This is a genomic window from Candidatus Brevundimonas phytovorans (assembly GCA_029203145.1).
Classification (GTDB): Bacteria; Pseudomonadota; Alphaproteobacteria; order Caulobacterales; family Caulobacteraceae; genus Brevundimonas; species Brevundimonas phytovorans.
The window spans coordinates 1,407,883-1,427,537 of record CP119309.1; the positions used below are offsets into that span (position 1 = coordinate 1,407,883).

The 19,655-nt window shown below is 67.3% G+C and carries 16 protein-coding genes; 8 read left to right on the forward strand and 8 right to left on the reverse strand.

Annotated features, from left to right (window positions below; genetic code table 11):
• The first annotated feature begins 135 nt into the window (after positions 1–135).
• Genes P0Y52_06730 through P0Y52_06740 form a run of 3 tightly spaced genes read left to right on the forward strand, consistent with a single transcriptional unit; the run spans position 136 to position 5,119 of the window.
• Positions 136–2,991: a hybrid sensor histidine kinase/response regulator gene (locus tag P0Y52_06730; protein ID WEK59232.1), complete on the forward strand. Its 2,856-nt coding sequence runs from the start codon at positions 136–138 to the stop codon at positions 2,989–2,991.
• Positions 2,988–3,512, forward strand: coding sequence for a chemotaxis protein CheW (locus P0Y52_06735; protein ID WEK59233.1), 525 nt, complete (start codon positions 2,988–2,990; stop codon positions 3,510–3,512). The genes P0Y52_06730 and P0Y52_06735 overlap by 4 nt, the downstream gene beginning before the upstream one ends.
• The gene (locus tag P0Y52_06740) at positions 3,509–5,119 is read left to right on the forward strand and encodes a methyl-accepting chemotaxis protein (protein ID WEK59234.1); all 1,611 of its coding nucleotides are present in this window, start codon (positions 3,509–3,511) and stop codon (positions 5,117–5,119) included. Before P0Y52_06735 ends, P0Y52_06740 begins: the two co-directional genes overlap by 4 nt.
• 20 nt (positions 5,120–5,139) lie before the next feature.
• Here the strand turns inward: P0Y52_06740 and P0Y52_06745 are convergent, their stop codons facing one another.
• The 3 genes from P0Y52_06745 to P0Y52_06755 form a co-directional block, all read right to left on the reverse strand.
• Positions 5,140–5,976, reverse strand: a complete 837-nt coding sequence (locus tag P0Y52_06745; GenBank protein ID WEK59235.1) for a protein-glutamate O-methyltransferase CheR — start codon at positions 5,974–5,976, stop codon at positions 5,140–5,142.
• Entirely contained in the window at positions 5,973–7,034 is a 1,062-nt protein-coding gene (locus P0Y52_06750) for a chemotaxis response regulator protein-glutamate methylesterase (protein WEK59236.1), read from the reverse strand. Before P0Y52_06750 ends, P0Y52_06745 begins: the two co-directional genes overlap by 4 nt.
• 278 nt (positions 7,035–7,312) lie before the next feature.
• Positions 7,313–8,020: a hypothetical protein gene (locus P0Y52_06755; GenBank protein ID WEK59237.1), complete on the reverse strand. Its 708-nt coding sequence runs from the start codon at positions 8,018–8,020 to the stop codon at positions 7,313–7,315.
• 303 nt (positions 8,021–8,323) lie between these two features.
• On the opposite strand from P0Y52_06755, the gene P0Y52_06760 reads away from it, so the two are divergent.
• Complete coding sequence (locus tag P0Y52_06760) at positions 8,324–9,994, forward strand: ATP-binding protein (protein ID WEK59238.1); 1,671 nt, start codon at positions 8,324–8,326, stop codon at positions 9,992–9,994.
• Here P0Y52_06760 and P0Y52_06765 read toward each other — a convergent pair.
• The 5 genes from P0Y52_06765 to gcvA form a co-directional block, all read right to left on the reverse strand.
• A complete protein-coding gene (locus P0Y52_06765; protein WEK59239.1) occupies positions 9,972–10,307 on the reverse strand; it encodes a ferredoxin family protein in 336 nt (111 codons plus the stop codon). The two genes, P0Y52_06760 and P0Y52_06765, sit on opposite strands and share 23 nt — an antisense overlap.
• A 26-nt stretch (positions 10,308–10,333) precedes the next feature.
• Positions 10,334–12,172 carry an adenylyl-sulfate kinase gene (cysC, locus tag P0Y52_06770; GenBank protein ID WEK59240.1) on the reverse strand — a complete coding sequence of 613 codons (1,839 nt, stop codon included), beginning with the start codon at positions 12,170–12,172 and terminating at the stop codon, positions 10,334–10,336.
• 11 nt (positions 12,173–12,183) lie between these two features.
• Positions 12,184–13,128, reverse strand: a complete 945-nt coding sequence (gene cysD, locus P0Y52_06775; protein WEK59241.1) for a sulfate adenylyltransferase subunit CysD — start codon at positions 13,126–13,128, stop codon at positions 12,184–12,186.
• A 108-nt stretch (positions 13,129–13,236) separates the two neighbouring features.
• On the reverse strand, positions 13,237–14,052 hold the full coding sequence (locus tag P0Y52_06780) for a ferredoxin--NADP reductase (protein WEK59451.1): 816 nt from the start codon (positions 14,050–14,052) through the stop codon (positions 13,237–13,239).
• A gap of 109 nt (positions 14,053–14,161) precedes the next feature.
• Positions 14,162–15,091: a transcriptional regulator GcvA gene (gene gcvA, locus P0Y52_06785; protein WEK59242.1), complete on the reverse strand. Its 930-nt coding sequence runs from the start codon at positions 15,089–15,091 to the stop codon at positions 14,162–14,164.
• A gap of 130 nt (positions 15,092–15,221) precedes the next feature.
• On the opposite strand from gcvA, the gene cysG reads away from it, so the two are divergent.
• From cysG to P0Y52_06805, 4 genes are read left to right on the forward strand one after another with little or no spacing between them, the layout of a single operon-like run.
• A complete protein-coding gene (cysG, locus tag P0Y52_06790; GenBank protein ID WEK59243.1) occupies positions 15,222–16,625 on the forward strand; it encodes a siroheme synthase CysG in 1,404 nt (467 codons plus the stop codon).
• Complete coding sequence (locus tag P0Y52_06795) at positions 16,622–16,909, forward strand: DUF2849 domain-containing protein (protein WEK59244.1); 288 nt, start codon at positions 16,622–16,624, stop codon at positions 16,907–16,909. Before cysG ends, P0Y52_06795 begins: the two co-directional genes overlap by 4 nt.
• On the forward strand, positions 16,909–18,576 hold the full coding sequence (locus P0Y52_06800; GenBank protein WEK59245.1) for a nitrite/sulfite reductase: 1,668 nt from the start codon (positions 16,909–16,911) through the stop codon (positions 18,574–18,576). Before P0Y52_06795 ends, P0Y52_06800 begins: the two co-directional genes overlap by 1 nt.
• Positions 18,563–19,639, forward strand: a complete 1,077-nt coding sequence (locus tag P0Y52_06805) for a phosphoadenylyl-sulfate reductase (protein WEK59246.1) — start codon at positions 18,563–18,565, stop codon at positions 19,637–19,639. Before P0Y52_06800 ends, P0Y52_06805 begins: the two co-directional genes overlap by 14 nt.
• Positions 19,640–19,655: the final 16 nt, after the last annotated feature.

Below are 19,655 nucleotides of genomic sequence, written 5' to 3' on the forward strand. Positions count from 1 at the left end.
ATATTTGGATAAATTATCGGAACCATCTTTCCACCTAGCGAAAACTCCGAATCTACAGATAACAGCGCCATCCCACGCATTCGTTCGCATGGCGCCAGGCCCTACGGAACTGCGCCTCAACTATCAGGAGGGGCCGTGGACGAGATCTTGGGCGACTTCATCGCTGAGACCCGCGAGGGCCTAGAGGCGCTGGACAGCGAACTTGTGCGTTTCGAGCGTAATCCGCACGACCCCGAGCCCCTGGCCAGCGTCTTTCGCCTGATGCACACCATCAAGGGCGCGTGCGGCTTCATCGGCCTGGTGCGACTTCAAAGGATCGCCCACGCGGCGGAAGAGGTTCTAGGCGGTTTCCGCGACGGCTCTCTGATCGTGACCTCCGCCGCCGTCACCACCATCCTGGAAGCCGTGGACGTGATCCGCGGCCTGATCGACGTTCTGGACGCAACGGGCCAAGAGCCGACCGGCGAGGACGGCGCGCTGATACATCGCCTCGAAGCGGCCTGCGTGGCCGTCGCGTCGGCCTCGCCGCCTCCGGCGACCTCAACCAGACCCCTGATCGAACGAATTGGCGGCGACGCTACACTGGACGCCGCCGCCGAGGCGGCCGCTGCGCGCCTGATGCGGTTGGCCCCGTTTGAGTCTCTGCTCGGCGCCGCCGACCCCATCCTGTTGCAGGCGGCCCTGTTGCAGGGCCTGCTGGGCGCCGCTCGCGGCAGCGAGGCCGCCACCCTGAGCCGGGCGCTGGAGGATATCGCCGAGATTCGCCTTGACGCCGAAATGCTGGACACCCTGTTCAGCGTAGTCGCGGCGGCGCTGGAGGCCTTGGACGCCTCGCCCGAGGACGTGGCGGAGTTGCGCATCCGCGCTCAGATCGGGACGAACGCCGCCGCACCGGCCTCGGCCCCGCCCGCGCCTGAAGACGTCGCGTTCGTCGCCGGCGTCGGCAAGTCCGCCGCCACCATCCGCATCAACGTCGAGGTGCTGGAACAGCTGATGCGCTCGGTCAGCGAACTGGTGCTGATCCGCAACCAGATGATCCAGACCCTGCGGCTGGAACCGGAAAGCCCCTTCAAAGGTCCGCTGCATCGCCTGAATCAAGTGACCAGCGAGATCCAGGAGAAGGTCATGGTCGCCCGGATGCAGCCGATCGGCGGCGCCTGGGCGAAGCTGCCGCGTCTGGTGCGCGATCTTGAGCAGGAACTCGGCAAGCGCATCGAACTGCATATGTCCGGTCAGGAGACTGAACTGGACCGACAGGTCATGGAGCTGATCCGCGACCCGCTGACCCACATGATCCGCAACGCCGCCGATCACGGACTGGAAACCACGGAACAGCGCCGCGCCGCCGGCAAGTCCGAGGCGGGCCGCATCACCCTGGCCGCGCGCCACGAAGGCGGGGCCATCGTCATCGAGGTGTCCGACGACGGGCGCGGCCTGTCGGTGTCGCGCCTGCGAGCCAAGGCGGTCTCTCTGGACCTGCTGACCGCCGCCGAAGCCGAGCAGATGAGCGACGCCGAGGCGATGCAACTGATCTTCCGCGCCGGTTTCTCGACGGCGTCCCAGGTCACCAGCGTCTCGGGCCGGGGCGTCGGCATGGACGTGGTGCGCTCCAACATCGAACAGATCGGCGGGGTGATCGAACTGAGATCCACCGAGGGTCAAGGCGCCTGTTTCACCGTCCGCATCCCCCTGACCCTGACCATCGTCTCGGCCCTGATCGTCGAGGCGGGCGGCGAGCGGTTCGCCCTGCCCCAGTCGTCGATCATCGAACTGGTCAGCGCCAGCGGCGCCTCGGGCCGCTGTATCGAACAGATCGAAGACGCGCCCGTCCTGCGGCTGCGCGAGCGCCTGTTGCCGCTGGTGTCGCTACAACGCCTGCTCAAGCTGGACGACGAGGCCCCGCCCCAAACCCAGGGCAAGGCAGCCAACGAAACCTGCATCGTCGTCACCCATTTCGGAGCCAGCACCTTCGGCGTCATCGTCGACCGGGTCTTCGATATCGAGGAGATCGTGGTCAAGCCGGTGGCCGGGGTGCTGCGCCACCTCAACCTCTATTCCGGCGCGACCATCCTCGGCGACGGGGCGGTCATCCTGATCCTGGACCCCAAGGGCACGGCGCGCACCGCCGGGGTCGATCAGATTTCCGGCCACCTGGCCGGGCTCGCCAGCGACGCCGCCCGCAAGGCCAACGCCGCCCCGCCGCCGAAGGAGGAAGCCCTGCTCCTGTTCCGCGCCGCCGACGCGACCCTGCGCGCCGCCCCGCTGACCACCGTGTCCCGCATCGAAGAGGTCGAGGCCGCCCAGATCGAACAGGTCGAAGGCCGCGCCGTGCTTCAATACCGTGGACGGCTCATGCCGATCCTCGGCGCCGACGGTCGCGCGCCGGACTGGAGCGGCCCCGGTCGTCGCCCCCTGCTGGTCTTCGCGCGCGGCGATCAGGCCCTGGGCATGTTGATCGGCGAGATCGTCGACATCGTCGAGACCGCAGCCCAGCCCGAGATCAACAGCGCGGGCGGACTGACGCTGGGCAGCCTGATCGTCATGGACCAGGCCGCCGACCTGATCGACGTCGACGCCTATTGGCGGCGAGCCTTCGACGCCGCCGCGACGACGGAGGCCAGCCCATCCGGCGACGCCCTCTCCGCCCCCATCGCCGGCCTGAAACGTCTGCTGATCATAGACCCCAGCACCTTCACCCAGTTGCTGCTGGGGCCGCTGCTGGCGCGCGCCGGCTATGTCGTGATCGTCGCCCCGGACGCCGAGGCGGCTCTGGCCCACCACGACGCCAACGAGGTCTTCGACCTGATCCTAGCCGACCTTCAGCCCAGCCGCGCGCGCGAGTTCGCCCGGATTTTGGCCAGCGCCGAGCAGTGGCACGCCACGCCGCTTCTCAGCCTCAGCCTGCTGAACGGCGGCGGTCCCGCGCTGGACGCCACCCGACTGCTGGACGCCGTTTCCAGCGCCCTGACGCCCGAAAGCGCGGCGGCGTGAACGCGCTCAACCCTACGACCGAGGCCGGGCTGGTCTCGGTCCAGATCGGCGGCCAGACCTTTGGCGTGCCGGTGCTGGAGGTGCAGGACGTGATCGCCGAGACCGCGATCAACCGCGTGCCCCTGGCCCCGCCCGAGATCGCCGGTTCGTTGAACCTGCGCGGCCGCATCGTCACCGCCATCGACATGCGCCGCCGCCTCGGCCTGCCGCCACAAGCCGAAGACCAAAGAGCCAGCGGCGTTTCGGTCATCGTCGAACAGGCCTCAGGCGAGCTCTACGCCCTGATGGTCGATGACGTCGGCGACGTGCTGTGGCTGCCGCCCTCGGCGCACGAGCCGACGCCGCCGACCCTGTCGCCCGCCTGGCGCGACCTGTGCGACGGCCTCTACCGGCTGAAAGATGACCTCATGCTGGTGCTGCGGACTGAGGCGGTCCTGACCCTGGCCCCGCCGCCTGTCGGCGACACCCCCGATACCCCTCGCCGCACGGCGGACCTTGTCACTCACGGAGACCGATCATGACCAACGGAGCCACGGCGCGCAGCGCCCGTCCCCTCGCCCCTCGCAGCCTGGACCAGACCGCTCAGGCCTCGGCCGAATGGACGCCCGACTTCCGGCAGTTGCTGGAAGACGCCCCGTTCAACGTCATGATCTGCGACCTGATCGACTTCCAGATCACCTATGCCAACAAGGCGACGCTGACGACGCTGCGATCGATTGAACACGTCCTGCCGATCCGGGCCGACGATCTGGTCGGCGCCTCGATCGACGTCTTCCACAAGGCCCCGGCGCATCAGCGCCGGATGCTGGCCGACCCGCGCAACCTGCCCCATCAAGCCACCATCGAGATCGGCGGCGAGTTCCTGGACCTGCTGGTCAGCGCCGTGCTGGATGACCAGGGCCGTTACGTCGCCGCCATGACGACCTGGTCGCTCCAGACCGAACGGGTCAAGGCCGAGCGCGACAACCAGCGCCTGCTGCAGATGCTGGACGACATGCCGCTCAACGTCATGCTGTGCGAGCCCGAAGAGCTGCGTCTGACCTATGTGAACCGCCGCTCCATCGAGACCCTGCGCCCGCTGCAACACCTGCTGCCGATCCCGGTCGATCAGATGCTGGGCCAGTCCATCGACATCTTCCACAAGCACCCCGAGCATCAGCGCCGCATGCTGGCCGATCCGCGCAGCCTGCCGCACCGGGCCATGATCCAGTTGGGCGATCAGAAGCTGGACCTCAACATCGCCGCCGTGAAGAACCCCGAGGGGCGGATGACAGGCATGATGCTGACCTGGGGGGTCGTGACCGAACAGGCCCGCTTCATCGACCGGGTCAACGACTTCAGCCAGGACGTCGCCGGCGCCGCCGCCGCCCTCAGCACCATGGCCCAGGGCATGGCCGCCAGCGCCGAGGAGACCAACAGCCAGGCCTCAGCCGTCGCCGTCGCCTCGGACGAGGCCTCGTCCAACGTTCAGACCGTGGCTGCCGCCGCCGAAGAACTGTCAGCCTCGATCCAGGAGATCACCCGTCAGGTCGAGCAGTCCAGCAGCATCTCACGCCACGCGGTCGAGGAAGCCCTGTCCACCGACGAGACCATGCGCGGCCTGGCGGACTCAGCCGAGCGCGTCGGCGAGGTCGTCGGCCTGATCCAGGAGATCGCCGCCCAGACCAAGCTGCTGGCCCTGAACGCCACCATCGAGTCCGCTCGCGCGGGCGAGGCCGGCAAGGGCTTCGCCGTGGTCGCCTCGGAGGTGAAGAACCTGGCCGATCAGACGGCGCGCGCGACCAAGCAGATCGCCGATCAGGTCAACTCGATCCAGAAGGCCAGCCACGCCGCCGTCAGCGCCATTGAAAGCATCCGCCGCACCATCGAACGCGCCAGCGAAGCCTCCTCGGCCATCGCCAGCGCGGTCGAGGAACAGGGCGCGGCCACGCAGGAGATCACCCGCAACGTCCAGGAAGCCGCCATGGGCACGCGTGAGGTCTCGTCCAACATCGTGGCCGTGACCGCCGCCGCCTCGGACAATGCTCAGGCGGCGACCGACATGCTGTCGGCCACGGCGGCCCTGACGGAAAAGGCGCGCGAACTCGACACCCTGCGCGCGGAGATCGAGTCCTTCATGCGCGGCTAGGACATGGCCGCCCGCAGCGTTCAGACGGTGCGGGCGGCCTTGCCTGAGGCGCGGCGGAACAGCCCCGCCGCGCCGGGGGTCAGTTCAAAGGCGTCAGTCACGCCCAGCACCGTCTCGGCGCTGCCCAGAAACAGGCCGCCGTCCTCGGCCAGGGTCCGCGCCATGCGTTGCAGCACGGCCCGCTTCTGATCCACGTCGAAATAGATCAGGACATTGCGGCAGAAGACCACGTCGAACACGCCCGGCAGACTGTCGCTCAACAGGTTGTGCGGACGGAAACTGACCAGCGACCGCAAGTCGGGGCTGACGCGCCAGCCGTGCCCCTCGCGCAAAAACCAGCGATCGCGGCGCGCGTCGGTCAGCCCCCGACGAACCTCGAAGTCGCTGTAGAGCCCCTCCTCCGCCTTCCTCAGGATCGGTCGCGACATGTCGGTGGCCACAACCTCCAGCCGCCACCCCGCCAGTTGAGCGCCCATCTCCTTCAACAGGATGGCGATGGAATAGGGCTCCTGACCGCTGGAACAGGCGGCGCACCAGATTCGCAGCGTCCGCGTCGCCGCCCGCGCCTCGACCAGTTGCGGCAGGACCCGCCCGGCCAGCAGGTTGAACGGCGTGCCGTCGCGAAAAAAGAAGGATTCGTGCGTCGCCATCGCCTCGACGCAGCGAACCAGAAGCGGCTCCGCCGATGCCCCGCCGAGGCGCAACCGCTCCAGCAGCTGCGGCACGCCCGCCAGACCCTCGGCCCGCGCCAGCGGGGCCAAACGGCTCTCGACCAGATAGCCCTTGTGCGCGGTCAGAATCAGACCCGAACGGTCCTTCACCAGACGACAGAAGTGCTCGAAATCCGGCCCGGTCACGCGGCGGTCTCCGTCACGCGTCTAAGCCAGGGCCCGATGTCGTCCAGCGGCAGAACCGCCTCGGCCAGCCCGGTCGCCGCCGCCGCCGCGGGCATGCCCCAGACGGCGCTGGTCGCCTGATCCTGGGTGATGAATCGCCCCCCGGCGCGCACCACCGCCTCGCAACCCAGCGCGCCGTCCGCACCCATGCCCGTCAGGATGGCCGCGAGCGCCCCGTCGCCATAGACGGCGGCCAGGCTTCGCAGCATGGGATCTACAGCCGGGCGACAGAAGTGCTCGGGCGCCCCTTGGTCCAGCCGGATGACGGGTGAGGTCGGACCATTCTCGAGCCGCATATGCCACCCCCCGGGCGCGACATAGATATGGCCAGGCCGTACCGGCTCGCCGTCCTTGCCCTCGACGCAGGGACGGCCCGCCGCACGTCCGATCTGCTCAGCCAGCAGCGTGGTGAAGGTCGCAGGCATGTGCTGCGTCACAAAGACAGGCTGCCACCCGACCCCGCCCTGCAAGGCCCGGAACAGGTTCAGCAAGGCGGGTGGCCCGCCGGTCGAAGCGCCGATCCCCAGAGCTCGCACCACAGGCCGGCGCGTGGGCGCATAGCGAGGCACGGAGGTCGGGCTCGAGGCGAGGCTCACGCGCGAAGGCCGACGCGTCGCCAACGCCTTCACCCGCGCGATCAGGTCGCGTCCGAACTCGGCGGCGGTGGCGATCCCCGCTTCAGGCTTGGCCACATAGTCGGCGGCGCCGATCCTCAAGGCCTCTAGACTGATCTCGGCGTTGCGGCGCGTCAGGGTCGAAACCATGATCACCTTGACCGCCGGGTAGTCCACGACGATCCGCCTCAGCGCCGTCATCCCGTCCATGACCGGCATCTCGATGTCCAGCAGCACGACATCCGCTGCATGCTGGCGCAGTTCCTTCAGGGCCAACTCGCCGTTCGACGCCGCCGCCGCGACTTCAATCTGAGGCTCCGCCTCCAGCAGGCGCCGCAGGACACCGCGAACAACAGCTGAGTCGTCAACAATTATGACTTTAATCGCCTGTGAGGCGTTCATCATTGCCTTCCCCCCAAGACATCGCCACTGAACGTTTCAAGAAAGCCGTTCATCTTTAATTCGCTCGGCGCCTACAAAAAACTGCGGCAATGACTAAACGTCAAATAGTTATGAGGAAACTCGTAACGAAACGCGATCAGCATATGGGGAGATGGAATCATCGGATAACTTACATCAGGTATGTAACAACATCAGAAATGCCTATTACAAACCTTTGTGGGCATTAATTTACACCCTGGGTGCAATCCGATTTCTTTACGTAAACGATGGCTTTCAATATTCTAATGCTTACAGGCGAGCAAATACGCGCCGCCCGCGCCCTTTCGCGGATCGAGCAAACCGAGCTGGCGCAAATTTCCGGCCTCAGCCTTGAGACCATCAAACGGCTGGAACGTCTCCGCGGGCCGGTAGACGCCAACGCCCGGACGCTGCGCGCGATCCAGGACGCCTTTGAAACCATCGGGGTGCAGTTCGACGGCGACGACACCGGCAAGGTCGGCGTGCTGCTTCGCCCCATGCGACAAGCCGCCCTGCGCCCCTCCGGCCTTGCTGCCGAACCGCAATCGACGCCGCATCTGCATCGGCTGATCTGCCATAGCCGGATCGCGAGACAGGGCGAGGAAAGCCTCCGGCCGGCCCTGACCGCCCTCCATGACGAAGCCCAGGCCCTTCACGCCGATCTCGGCGTCACCGGCATCATCTTCGCACGCGAGGGCCATCTGCTTCACGCCCTGGAGGGCGACAGGGAGGTCGTTCATCAGGCCTATCGTGACATGGCCCGCTCCCCCCGACGCCAAGGCCTTCACCTGCTCGAAGATCGCGCCACCACCCGGCGTCAATTCCCGGAATTCAGCTTCTGCTGCGGCCTGTTCACGGAGGACCTCGATGTCATGGCCGGTGAAAAGGCGCTTCAGCGTGGGTTCAGTCCCGGCGACCTGACGCCGAACGCGGCCTCGGGCTTGCTGGGCATCGCCCGCGACCTTCAACAAACCGCGCCCCGCAACGCACGCGGAAACCCCCGCGCCTGCACCCTCGCCTCATCCTGCCTCGACACCACCTGCGGCCGCGGCCGGTCCGCGCCAACCCACGCCCTTGCCCCTCAGGCGCACTGAATCGCCGCCCAGGATAAGGACGATGCCTTTTTGATGCAACGTAATGATTTTACGGGAATAATTTTCTTACAATGAGAAAACGCCGATCTTGAATCGGCCAGTTTCTCGCTATGAAGGGATGGCAGGCGGCGTGCGCCGATCCACACCCTTGAACAGAGACCGGCCGGGAAAATCCCAACCATGAAGAGCTCCAATGGCGGCGAACAACCCAGCGCCAATGACTCCCGGTCGCGCTGGCGACATGCCCGCGACGCACTGAAAAAGACGTTGGCGGTTCAGGCCGGCCTTCCCGAAACCCTCGAGGACATCTTCAGCAGCATCCTGAACATCTCGTCCGAGGGGATCATCGTCGCCGATCAGGACATGCGGATTCTGCTGTTCAGCAAGGGCGCGGAGGTCATCTTTGGCTATACCGCGCCTGAGATCCTGGGGCAGTCGATCGACCTGCTCATTCCGCACGACCGGCGTGAGGCCCACCAGCAGCGGGTTCAGGGTTTCGCCGCCGGCGCCATCCTGAGCCGACGCATGAGCAATCGCCAGGACGTGACCGGTCTGACCAAGGACGGACGACTGGCGCCAATCGAGGTGGGCCTGTCCAAGACCACGACCCGCGGCGGGATGATCTACACCGCCATCATCCGCGACATTTCCGAAAGCCTGCAGGCCGAGGCCGAACTGAACCAGGCGGTCAGCGAGGCCAATGCCGCCAACGCCGCCAAGTCCGCCTTCCTGGCCGCCATGAGCCATGAGGTGCGCACCCCGTTGAACGGCGTCCTCGGCATGGCTCAGGCTATGGCGCGCGACCCTCTGCCGCCCAGGCAGGCCGAGCGCCTGGAGGTCATCCGCCAGTCGGCGGAGAGCCTGCTCGGCATCCTCAACGACATGCTGGACCTGTCCAAGATCGAGGCTGGCAAGCTGGAGATGGAGACTCTCGAGTTCGACCTCGACGACCTGATGGCCGGGACTCACAACACCTTTTCCGCGTTGGCGGCGCAGAAGGGCCTGCAGTTCGACCTGCACGTCGCCCCTCGCGCCAGGGGCGCCTATCTCGGCGATCCGCTAAGGCTGCGCCAAGTCCTGAACAACCTGATCTCGAATGCGATCAAGTTCACCGAACGAGGCCTGGTCCAGGTGGACGTGGATCGCCAGGACGCCCTGCTGATGATCTGCGTGCGGGATACGGGGATGGGCATTTCGCCCGACGCCCTCACGCGCCTGTTCAACAAGTTCGAGCAGGGCGATCTTTCGACGACGCGCCGTTTCGGGGGCACCGGCCTGGGTCTGGCCATCTGCCGGGATCTGGTCCGTCTGATGGGCGGCGACATATCGGCGGACAGTTCCCTCGATGAAGGCGCGACCTTCACCGTTCAACTGCCGCTGGAACACGTCGGTCACGCCCCCGCCCTGCCCGACCTGGCCCGTACAACGGAGTCCGCCGAAGACGCCCGCCAGGTCCGCCTGCTGGTCGCAGAAGACAATCGCGCCAATCAACTGGTCATCGACACCCTGTTGCGGCAGGTCGGCATTGCCCCTGTCATTGTCGAGAACGGGCGTGCGGCTGTCGCCGCCTGGGAGGATCGGCCCTGGGACCTCATTCTGATGGACGTCCAGATGCCGGAAATGGACGGCCCGACCGCGACCTCGATCATCCGTCGCCGAGAACTGGACAACGGCCAGGCCCGCACGCCTATCCTGGCCCTGACGGCCAACGCCATGGATCACCAACTGCACGAGTATCGTCAGGCGGGCATGGACGGCCTGATCGCGAAGCCGATCGAAGTCGACAAGCTGTTCGCCGCCATTTCCCAGGCCATCAAGACCGGCGGCGTCACCGCCCAGGTTTCTCGCTGAAGTACTTCTCGAACTTGCCCGTTTCGCGCTCATAGACGGCGCGGTCAGCGGGCGGCTCGCCCTTCAGCGTGATATTGGGCCAGAGCCTGGCGTAGTCGGCGTTGATCTTCAGCCACTTCCCGTCGGGCTCGTCTTCCGTGTCCGGCTTGATGGCGTCCACCGGGCATTCCGGCTCGCAGACGCCGCAGTCGATGCAGTCGTCCGGCGAGATGACCAGGAAGTTCTCGCCCTCATAGAAGCAGTCGACAGGGCAGACTTCGACGCAGTCCATGAACTTGCATTTCACGCAGGCGTCGGTGACGAGATAGGTCAAAGGGATAATCCAGTCGGAGCGGCGGCCTAGAGCCAGCCGCGTTCTGCAAGAAGTCGACGCACCGCATCGGCCGCTGAGGACGGCGACAACTGTTCGGTGGCCAAGGTCAGGTCCGGAGCGCTGGGCGCCTCATAGGGGGCGGCGATCCCGGTGAAGCTGGCGAGCGTCCCCGCAGACGCCTTGGCGTAGAGCCCCTTGGGATCACGCGCCTGGCAGCTTTCCAGCGAAGCGTCCACGAAGACCTCGACGAAGCGATGGTCGTCAAAGCGCGCCCGTACGGCCTCCCGGTCCGCCTGACGCGGTGAGATCAGGGCGCAGATGGCGATGACGCCCGTATCGGCGAACAGCCGCGCCGCCTCGCCGGTCCGCCGCACGTTCTCGGCCCGATCCTCGTCCGAAAAACCGAGATCGCGGTTCAACCCATGGCGCAGGTTGTCGCCGTCCAGCAGAACGGTGCGGCAGCCCTGCCCATGCAGGCTCTGCTGCAGGGCCTGGGCCACGGTAGACTTGCCCGCGCCGGACAGGCCCGTCAGCCACACCACGCCGCCACGATGGCCGTTCAGCAGTTCATGCGCTTCGCGTGAGACGGCGGCGGGGCTGTGATGAATATGGGCCGCCTGATCGGAGGCGCCGACGACCACGCCTGCCGCCACCGTGACGCCGGTCGCTCGGTCGATCAGGACAAAAGCGCCCTGAGCCGGATCGTCTCGGAAGGCGTCCACGGCGACCGGCGACGGCAGGGCCAGGCGCCCGTCTGCTACCTCATTGGGCGCCAGACCGACCGCGGCCTCCGCCAGCGTCAGACGTGCCGGCAGGGTGCGGGTGCCCAGCTTGACCTGATACCGCCGCGCCGGATCAAAGGGCCGATCCCCCATCCAAAGCAGTCGCACATCCAGCCGATCAGAGGCCGCCGGGCGGTCATCGGCAGGCGCCAGGACGTCGCCGCGCGCCACGTCCACATCCTCAGCCAGAACCAGGGTCACGGCCTCGCCAGCCCGCGCCTCGGCCACATCGACATCGCCGGACAGGATGCGCGACACGGCCGCCGTCCGCCCGCTGGGGCAAACCGCCAGAGCGTCGCCGACCCTGATCTCGCCCGAGGCGATGGTTCCGGCGTAACCTCTGAAATCGGCATGAGGCCGGTTTACATACTGGACCGACAGGCGAAACGGCCGCGCAGCGCCGGTCTCGGCCACCGGCAGATCTTCCAGCGCTTCGATCAGACTAGGACCGTCGTACCAGGGCGTGGCGGCCGACCGCGCTGTCAGGTTGTCGCCCCGACGCGCGCTGACCGGAATCGCCGTCACCGAGCGGAAGCCCAGATCCGCCACCAGATCGGCATAGGCGTCTCTGATACGCTCAAACGCCGAAGGATCGTCCGCGACCAGATCGATCTTGTTGACCGCCAGAATGACGTGGCGAATGCCGAACAGGGCGACGATGCGGCTGTGCCGCGCCGTCTGGGCCGTGACGCCCTTGACCGCATCGACCAGCACGACCGCCGCGTCGCAGGTCGAGGCGCCGGTGGCCATGTTGCGCGTATATTGCTCATGCCCCGGAGTATCGGCGACGATGAAGCTGCGGCGCGCCGTCGACATATAGCGATAGGCCACGTCGATGGTGATGCCCTGCTCGCGCTCGGCCTCCAGCCCGTCCAGCAGCAGGGCGTAATCCAGGTTGGTCCCGTCGGTGCCGAACCGGCGCGAATCGCGCTCCAGCGTCGCCAGCTGATCCTCGGGCACCTGCCCCGTCTCGAACAACAGCCGCCCGATCAGGGTCGACTTGCCGTCGTCCACGGAGCCGCAGGTCAGGAAACGCAGCAGGTCGCGTTCCTCGCGCCGGGTTTTCGGCGGAAAGGCCGTCACGGCGCCGTCCATCAGAAGTAGCCCTCGCGCTTCTTGCGCTCCATCGAGGCGGTCTCGTCGGCGTCGATCAGCCGTCCCTGACGCTCGGATTGCTTGGTGGCGCGCAGTTCGCGGATGACGGCGTCCAGACTGTCCGCCTCGGACTCCACCGCCGCGCTCAACGGATAGCAACCCAGCGAGCGGAAGCGGACCCGCCGCAACTCAGGCGTCTCGCCCTCGCGCAACGGCAAACGCTCATCATCGCGGACGATCAGGGCGCCGTCGCGCACCACGACTGGTCGCAGAGCGGAGAAATACAGCGGCACGACAGGGATGCCCTCAGCCTGGGTGTATTCCCACACGTCCAGCTCGGTCCAGTTCGACAGGGGGAAGACGCGCAGGCTCTCGCCCGGCCCCAGGTTCGAGTTCCACAACCGCCACAGCTCCGGCCGCTGGCGACGCGGGTCCCAGCTGTGGTCCGCGCCCCGGAACGAGAAGATGCGCTCCTTGGCCCGCGACTTCTCCTCGTCGCGACGCGCGCCGCCTATGGCCACGTCAAAGCCATGCAGGTCCAGCGCCTGCTTCAGCGCATCCGTCTTCATCGCCTGGGTGTGGGCCGACGATCCCGAGGTGATCGGGCTGATCCCGCGCGCCAGCGCCTCATGATTGGTGTGGACCAGCAGCCGCGCGCCATAGAGGCCGGCCACATGATCGCGGTGGGTGATCATCTCGCGGAACTTCCACGTCGTGTCGACGTGCAGAAGCGGGAACGGCGGCCGCCCCGGATAGAAGGCCTTGGCGGCCAGATGCAGCAGGACGCCGGAATCCTTGCCGATCGAATACATCATGACCGGGTTGCGCGCGGTCGCCGCCACCTCACGCAGGATTTCGATCGCCTCGGCCTCAAGCTGACGCAAATGCGGGGGCAGGACGCGACGCGCGGTGGCGTCTTTCTGCTTTTCGACGGTCGCCTGCATAGGCTGCGGTCCTCACTGGTCGTCATGAACGAGGGATATTTGAAGCGTGGAGGGCCGGTCCGCGTCGAACGATATGATCTCGTGCCGGCCGATAGGAAATCTGCGGGGTCAGCCGACGAAGGCGCGTTCCAGCACATAGTCGCCGGGTTCGGCGTTTGAGCCTTCGCTGAGGCCATGGCTTTCCAGCAGGGCCGCCGCCTCGCGGATCATGGCGGTCGAGCCGCACAGCATGATGCGGTCAGACGCCGGATCAAACCGACGCTCCAGGCCCAGATCGTCGAAGAAGGCGCCGCTGGTGATCCGGTCAGTGATGCGGCCCGGCGTGTCGAACGCTTCGCGCGTCACGGTCGGATAATAGGTCAGACGGCCCTGCGCCGTTTCCCCGACCAGAGGGTCTTCAAACAGCTCGGTTTGCAGGAAGTCGCGATAGGCCAGATCCGCGACCTGACGCACCGTATGGGTGACGACCACCTGCTCGAACCGCTCATAGGTTTCGGGATCGCGCGCCACGCTGAGCCAGGGGGCCAGGCCGGTCCCGGTCCCTATCAGGAACAACCGACGCCCTGGCTTCAAGGCGTCCAGCACCAGGGTCCCGGTCGGCTTCCTGCCCAGCAAGACCTCGTCACCCGGCTGGATATCGACCAGACGCGACGTCAGCGGCCCGTCCTCGACGCGGATGGAGAAGAACTCCAGCTCGTCGGACCACGACGGACTGGCGATGGAATAGGCCCGCAGCGTCGGCTTGCCCGCGCCGTCCAGCGACGGCAGGCCGATCATGACGAACTCGCCGGAGCGGAAGCGGAAGTCCTCGGGCCGGTCGATGGCGAAGCTGAACAGATGATCGGTCCAGCGCCGCACCCAGCGCACCCGCTGCGGCGTCCAGGGCGCGGGCGCCGCGACACGGGAACGTTCCAGAACTGCCACTTCGCTCACGACCGACCTCCTGCTTGAAGGCCTTCGACATAGGGCGGGACGCGTCAGTCGAGGAAACGATCAATCCTGTTTTGACCGTGCAGAAAATCTGACGGCGGTGTCAGAGCTGGTCCAGATTGTTGTCGTAGTCGATGGCCTGCTTCTTCAGCCAGGCCACGAAGGCCTTGGTTCCGGGCGAAGCCGGGCGGTCCCTCGGAAGAACGACGTAGTAGGCGAAACCCAGCACCTGGCTGCCGTCCGCGAAGGGCGCGACCAGACGCCCGGTGGCCAGATCGGCCTGGGCCAAGGTACGCTTGGCCAGAGCCACGCCCCGTCCCGCCGCCGCCGCCTCGATCAACAGGCTGGACTGGTCAAAACGCGAGCCGCGTCGAGCGTCGGCATGGCTGGCGTGCCGCGCCTTCAGCCACATGGCCCAGTCGGGCCGGGAGGCGTCGCCGTCCTCGGACATGTCGTGCAGCAAGGTGTGCCGGGTCAGGTCCTCGGCGGTGCGGATCGGGTGCGGCGCGGCCATCAGGGCGGGCGAGCAGACGGGGATCACGGTCTCGGTCAGCAGGCGCTCGACCACATGGCCGGGATAGTCGCCGGGACCATAACGGATGGCCAGATCGACCTTGCCCTTGCCCACAGTCACCGGCTCCATATCCGCGGAAATCCAGACCTCGATGTCCGGGTGGGCGGCGTGGAAATCGTCCATGCGCGGCATCAGCCATTTGGACGCAAAGGACGGCGCGACGCTGATCGCCACCGTCCGGTTCAGCGGCGGCTCACGCAGGATGGCCGAGGCGTCCATCAGCCGCTCGAACCCTTCGCGCAGCAGCGGCATGGCCGCCCGCCCCAGCTCGGTCAGTTGCAACCCGCGCGCTTCTCGCGTGAACAGCGGCCCGCCGATGATCTCCTCCAGCAAGCGGATCTGCTGACTGACAGCCCCCGGCGTCACCGACAGCTCATCCGCCGTCCGCGAGAAGTTGAGATGCCGTGACGCGCTTTCGAAGGCACGCAGGGCGTTGAGGGGCAAAAGCGGTCGAACCATGCGCTTGTAGAAAACCTATCAGGGCGTCGAAGACAATCTGGTTTGTGGAAGGATCGTGCACGACGGATGCTGAATGTCGAGCCGCCACGCAATAGCGAAGGCGGAAGGCAGCAGATCATGGAATCGTCCGATGCGCGTCTTTCTGGCATCTATCCCCCTGGAACGGACGAAAGTCGTCGTCGTCGGCGCCGGCGAACCGGCCCTGGCGAAGCTGCGACTGTTCCTGAGCAGCCCGGCTGAGCTGGTCTGGTTCACCCCTGACGGCGCGCCCGCTGCGCTGGAAACGCCGCAGGGCGCTCCGACGCCGGCGACGCGTATTCCCGACGCAGCCGACCTGACCGGCGCCCGGCTGGTCTTCATCGCCCTTCATGATCTCACCCTCGCCCGCGACATCGCCGAGGCCGCCCGCAAGGCCGGGGCCCAGGCCAACATCGTCGATCAACCCGCCTCCAGCGACTTCCACACCCCGGCCCTGATCGACCGCGATGACGTGGTCGTGGGCGTGGCCACTGGCGGGAACGCCCCTATCCTTGCCCGCGATCTGCGCTCCCGGATCGAAGCCGTCTTGCCGCAGGGCGTGGCCTCGGTCGCCAAGCTGGCGGGCGAACTGCGCGGCGCGGTGAAGGAATCCATCCCCGACTTCCTCGCGCGCCGCCGCTTCTGGGAAAAGGCCTTCCGCAGTCCCGCCGCCGACCTCGCCGCCGACGGCCGCATGGCCGAGGCCCGCCGCGAGATGGTCCGCCTGTTGAACGTCGCCGCCTCGCCGCATGATGAGGCCGCCCAGGGCATGGTCCACATCGTCGGCGCCGGGCCGGGCGATCCCGAACTTCTGACCCTCAAGGCCCTGCGCGCGCTGCAAGACGCCGACGTCATCATCCACGACAAGCTGGTCTCGACCGAGGTGCTGGACCGCGCTCGTCGCGACGCCAAACGCATCTATGTCGGCAAGTCGCGCGGCGACCATTCGGTGCCGCAGGATCAGATCGAACAACTGATGATCGACGAGGCCCGCGCCGGCCACCGCGTCGTTCGCCTGAAGGGCGGCGATCCCTTCGTCTTCGGACGCGGGGGCGAAGAACTGGAGGCGGTCCGCGCCGCCGGGATCGAGGCCATCGTCGTGCCGGGCATCACCGCCGCCCTCGCCTGCGCCGCCTCCACCGGCCTGCCCCTGACCCATCGCGACCACGCCCAGGCCGTCACCTTCGTGACCGGCCAGCCCAAGCCGGGCGGTCAGGGCGCGGACTGGACCCGTCTGGCGGCGCCGAACCACACCCTCGCCGTCTACATGGGATCCGGTCAGGCCGAGGGCATCGCCTCCAGCCTGATCGCCGCCGGTCGCGACGGCGCCACCCCCGTCGCCGTGGTCGAGAACGGCAGCCGCCCTGAACAGCGCACGTTCAAGGGTCGCCTCGACGGCCTCGCCGCCCTGGTCGCCCGCATGGATCTGACCGGCCCGGCCCTGCTGTTCATCGGCGAGACCGCCGCCCTGGCCGTCGCCAGTGAAGAGCGCGCCTTGATCGAGGTCGCCGCATGAAACTGCTGACCGCCAACCGCCTCAATGACGGGCGCGTCATCTATCTGGGCGAGGCCGACGCAGCCGTCGAGACCATCGCCGCCGCCCGTCCGCTGGACGCCGAGGCCGCCGAAACCGCCCTGGCCCTGGCCCAGTCGCGCCCGGCCGTCTTCGTCAATCCCTACCTGATCGAGGTCGAGGACCGCACCCCCACCGGCCGCGACCGGCTGAAGGAGCGCATCCGCTCGGCTGGCCCCACGGTCGGCCACAGCCTCGGCTTCGTCGTCCGAAACGAGACCGCCTGATGTACCGCTATGACGAGTTCGACGCCGCCCTGGTCCGCGAGCGCATCGCGGAGTTCAGCGATCAGGTCGAACGCCGCAGCAGCGGCGCGCTGACCGAGGACGAGTTCAAGCCTCTGCGGCTGATGAACGGCGTCTATCTGCAACTGCACGCCTATATGGCGCGGATCGCGGTCCCCTATGGCGTGATGAACAGCCGTCAGATGCGCCAACTGGCCCATGTCGCCCGCACCTATGACAAGGGCTACGGCCACTTCACCACCCGCACCAATATCCAGTTCAATTGGCCCGCGCTGCAGGACCTGCCGGCCATCCTCAGCGATTTGGCCGAGGTCGAGATGCACGCCATCCAGACCTCCGGCAACTGCATCCGCAACGTCACGACCGACGTCTTCGCCGGCGTCGCCGCCGACGAGATCGAAGACCCACGCCCGTGGTGCGAGATCATCCGTCAGTGGTCGACGATCCACCCGGAATTCTCCTTCCTGCCGCGCAAGTTCAAGATCGCCATTGTCGGCGCGCCCAAGGACCGGGCAGCAATCCGCACCCACGACGTGGGGCTTCAGATCGTGCGCGGCGAGGACGGTCAGACGGCGTTTCGCGTCTTCGTCGGCGGCGGTCAGGGGCGCCTGCCTCACATCGCGCAAGAGATCGCCTCGGCGGTGCCGGGGCAGTCCTTGCTGGCCTATCTGACCGCCATCCTGCGCGCCTACAACCTGCTGGGGCGGCGCGACAACATCCACAAGGCGCGCATCAAGATCCTGGTCGCCGCCATCGGCATCGACGCCTTCCGCGACGAGGTCGAGCGCCAGTTCGCCATCCTGCGCCTCGAAGACCTGCACATTCCCGACGAAGAACTGGCGCGCATACAGACCTATTTCACCCCGCCGCCGTTCGAGGCCCTGCCCGCCGTCAGCCCCGCCTATGACGGCGCCCGGCGCCTGAACCCCGAGTTCGCGCGCTTCACCCGCTCAAACCTGCGATCGCACAAGCAGGCCGGCTATGGCGCCATCATCATCTCGCTGAAGCCCATTGATGGCGTGCCGGGCGACATCACAGCGGATCAGATGGAGGTCGTCGCCGACCTGGCCGAACGCTATTCCTTCGACGAAGTCCGCGCCTCCTACGAACAGAACTTGGTCCTGCCGCACGTCCGGCTGGAGGACGCCCACGCTGTATGGAGCCGCCTGCGCGAGGCCGGTCTGGCCACGGCCAACGCCGACCTGGCCACCGACATCATCGCCTGCCCCGGCCTGGACTATTGCAGCCTGGCCAACGCCCGCTCCATCCCGGTGGCGCAGGCCCTGTCGCGCCAGCTGGCCGACGCGGCCTTGCAGGAAAAACTCGGGCCGGTGCGCATCAACATCAGCGGCTGCATCAACGCCTGCGGCCACCACCACGTCGGCCACATCGGCGTCCTCGGCGTCGATCGGAAGGGCGAGGAATATTATCAGATCACCGTCGGCGGCTCGCCCGACGAGCAGGCGGCTCTGGGCGAGATTGTCGGACGCAGCCTGCCCGCCGACGAGGTCGCCCCCGCCATCGCCCGCGCCCTGGACCGCTATCTGGAGATCCGCACCGACGGCGAGCTGTTCATCGACACGGTCCGCCGCCTCGGCGCCGATCCCTTCCGCACCGCCATCTATGAGCCGATCTATGCAACTGCTTGAGCAAGCCCAGGACGGCGTCCGCCTGAGTGTTTCCACGCCAGAGCAGGACATCCGCGCGGCGGCCGCCGCCAATGACAGCCTGATCCTGGAGTTCGAGGCCTTTCGTGACGGACGCGGCTTTTCGCTGGCCGCCATCCTGCGCGGCCAAGGCTATCAGGGCCGCCTGATCGCGGCGGGCAAGGTCCTGCCCGATCAGGCCAGGCATCTGCGCCGCAGCGGCTTTGACGCCGTCGAACTGGCGCCGGGCGCCGACCCCACGCCGTGGCGGCGCATGGATCAGGCCTTCAGCGCGGCCTATCAAACCGCTTCCAGCGACGACCGTCTGGTCTGGCGTCAACGCCACGCCGCGTCCGCCAGCGACGACGCCATCGCCCTGGCCGCGCGCCTGAACGCCCAATGGGGCGACGCTGACTCGGAAGACCTGCTGCGCGCAGCGCTGGCCCCGGAACTGGGCCGCAAGGCCGCCGCCATCTCTTCCTTCGGCGCCGAGGCGGCGGTGCTCCTGCACCTGATCTCTCGCATTCAACCCGACCTGCCGGTGCTCTTCCTCGAGACCGGTCAGCACTTCTTTCAGACCCTGGCCTATCGTCGTGCGCTGACCGACCGCCTCGGCTTGACCGACGTGCGAGACATCACGCCCGACGCCGCCGCCCTGTCCAAGACGGACCCGAACGGCGACCTGTGGCGCAGCGCCCCAGACGCCTGCTGCGATGTCCGCAAGGTGCAGCCGCTGGCCCAGGCCCTGGCCGGGTTCGACACCCGCATCACCGGCCGCAAGCGTTTCCAGAACACCCACCGCGCGTCGCTCGCACCGTTCGAGGCGGCTGACGGGGTGCTGACGGTCAACCCTCTCGCCAGTTGGACCGCCGAGCAGATCGAGGCCTGGCTTCGCGATCACCAACTCCCCCGCCACCCTCTGGTCGAGCAGGGCTACCCCTCCATCGGCTGCTGGCCCTGCACCCGCGCCATCAAGACCGGCGAGGACGCCCGCGACGGTCGCTGGGCCGGTCAGGAGAAAACAGAGTGCGGCATCCACGGACGGACGCTGGCCCCGGCCTGTTGACGCTCTCTCTCCGTCC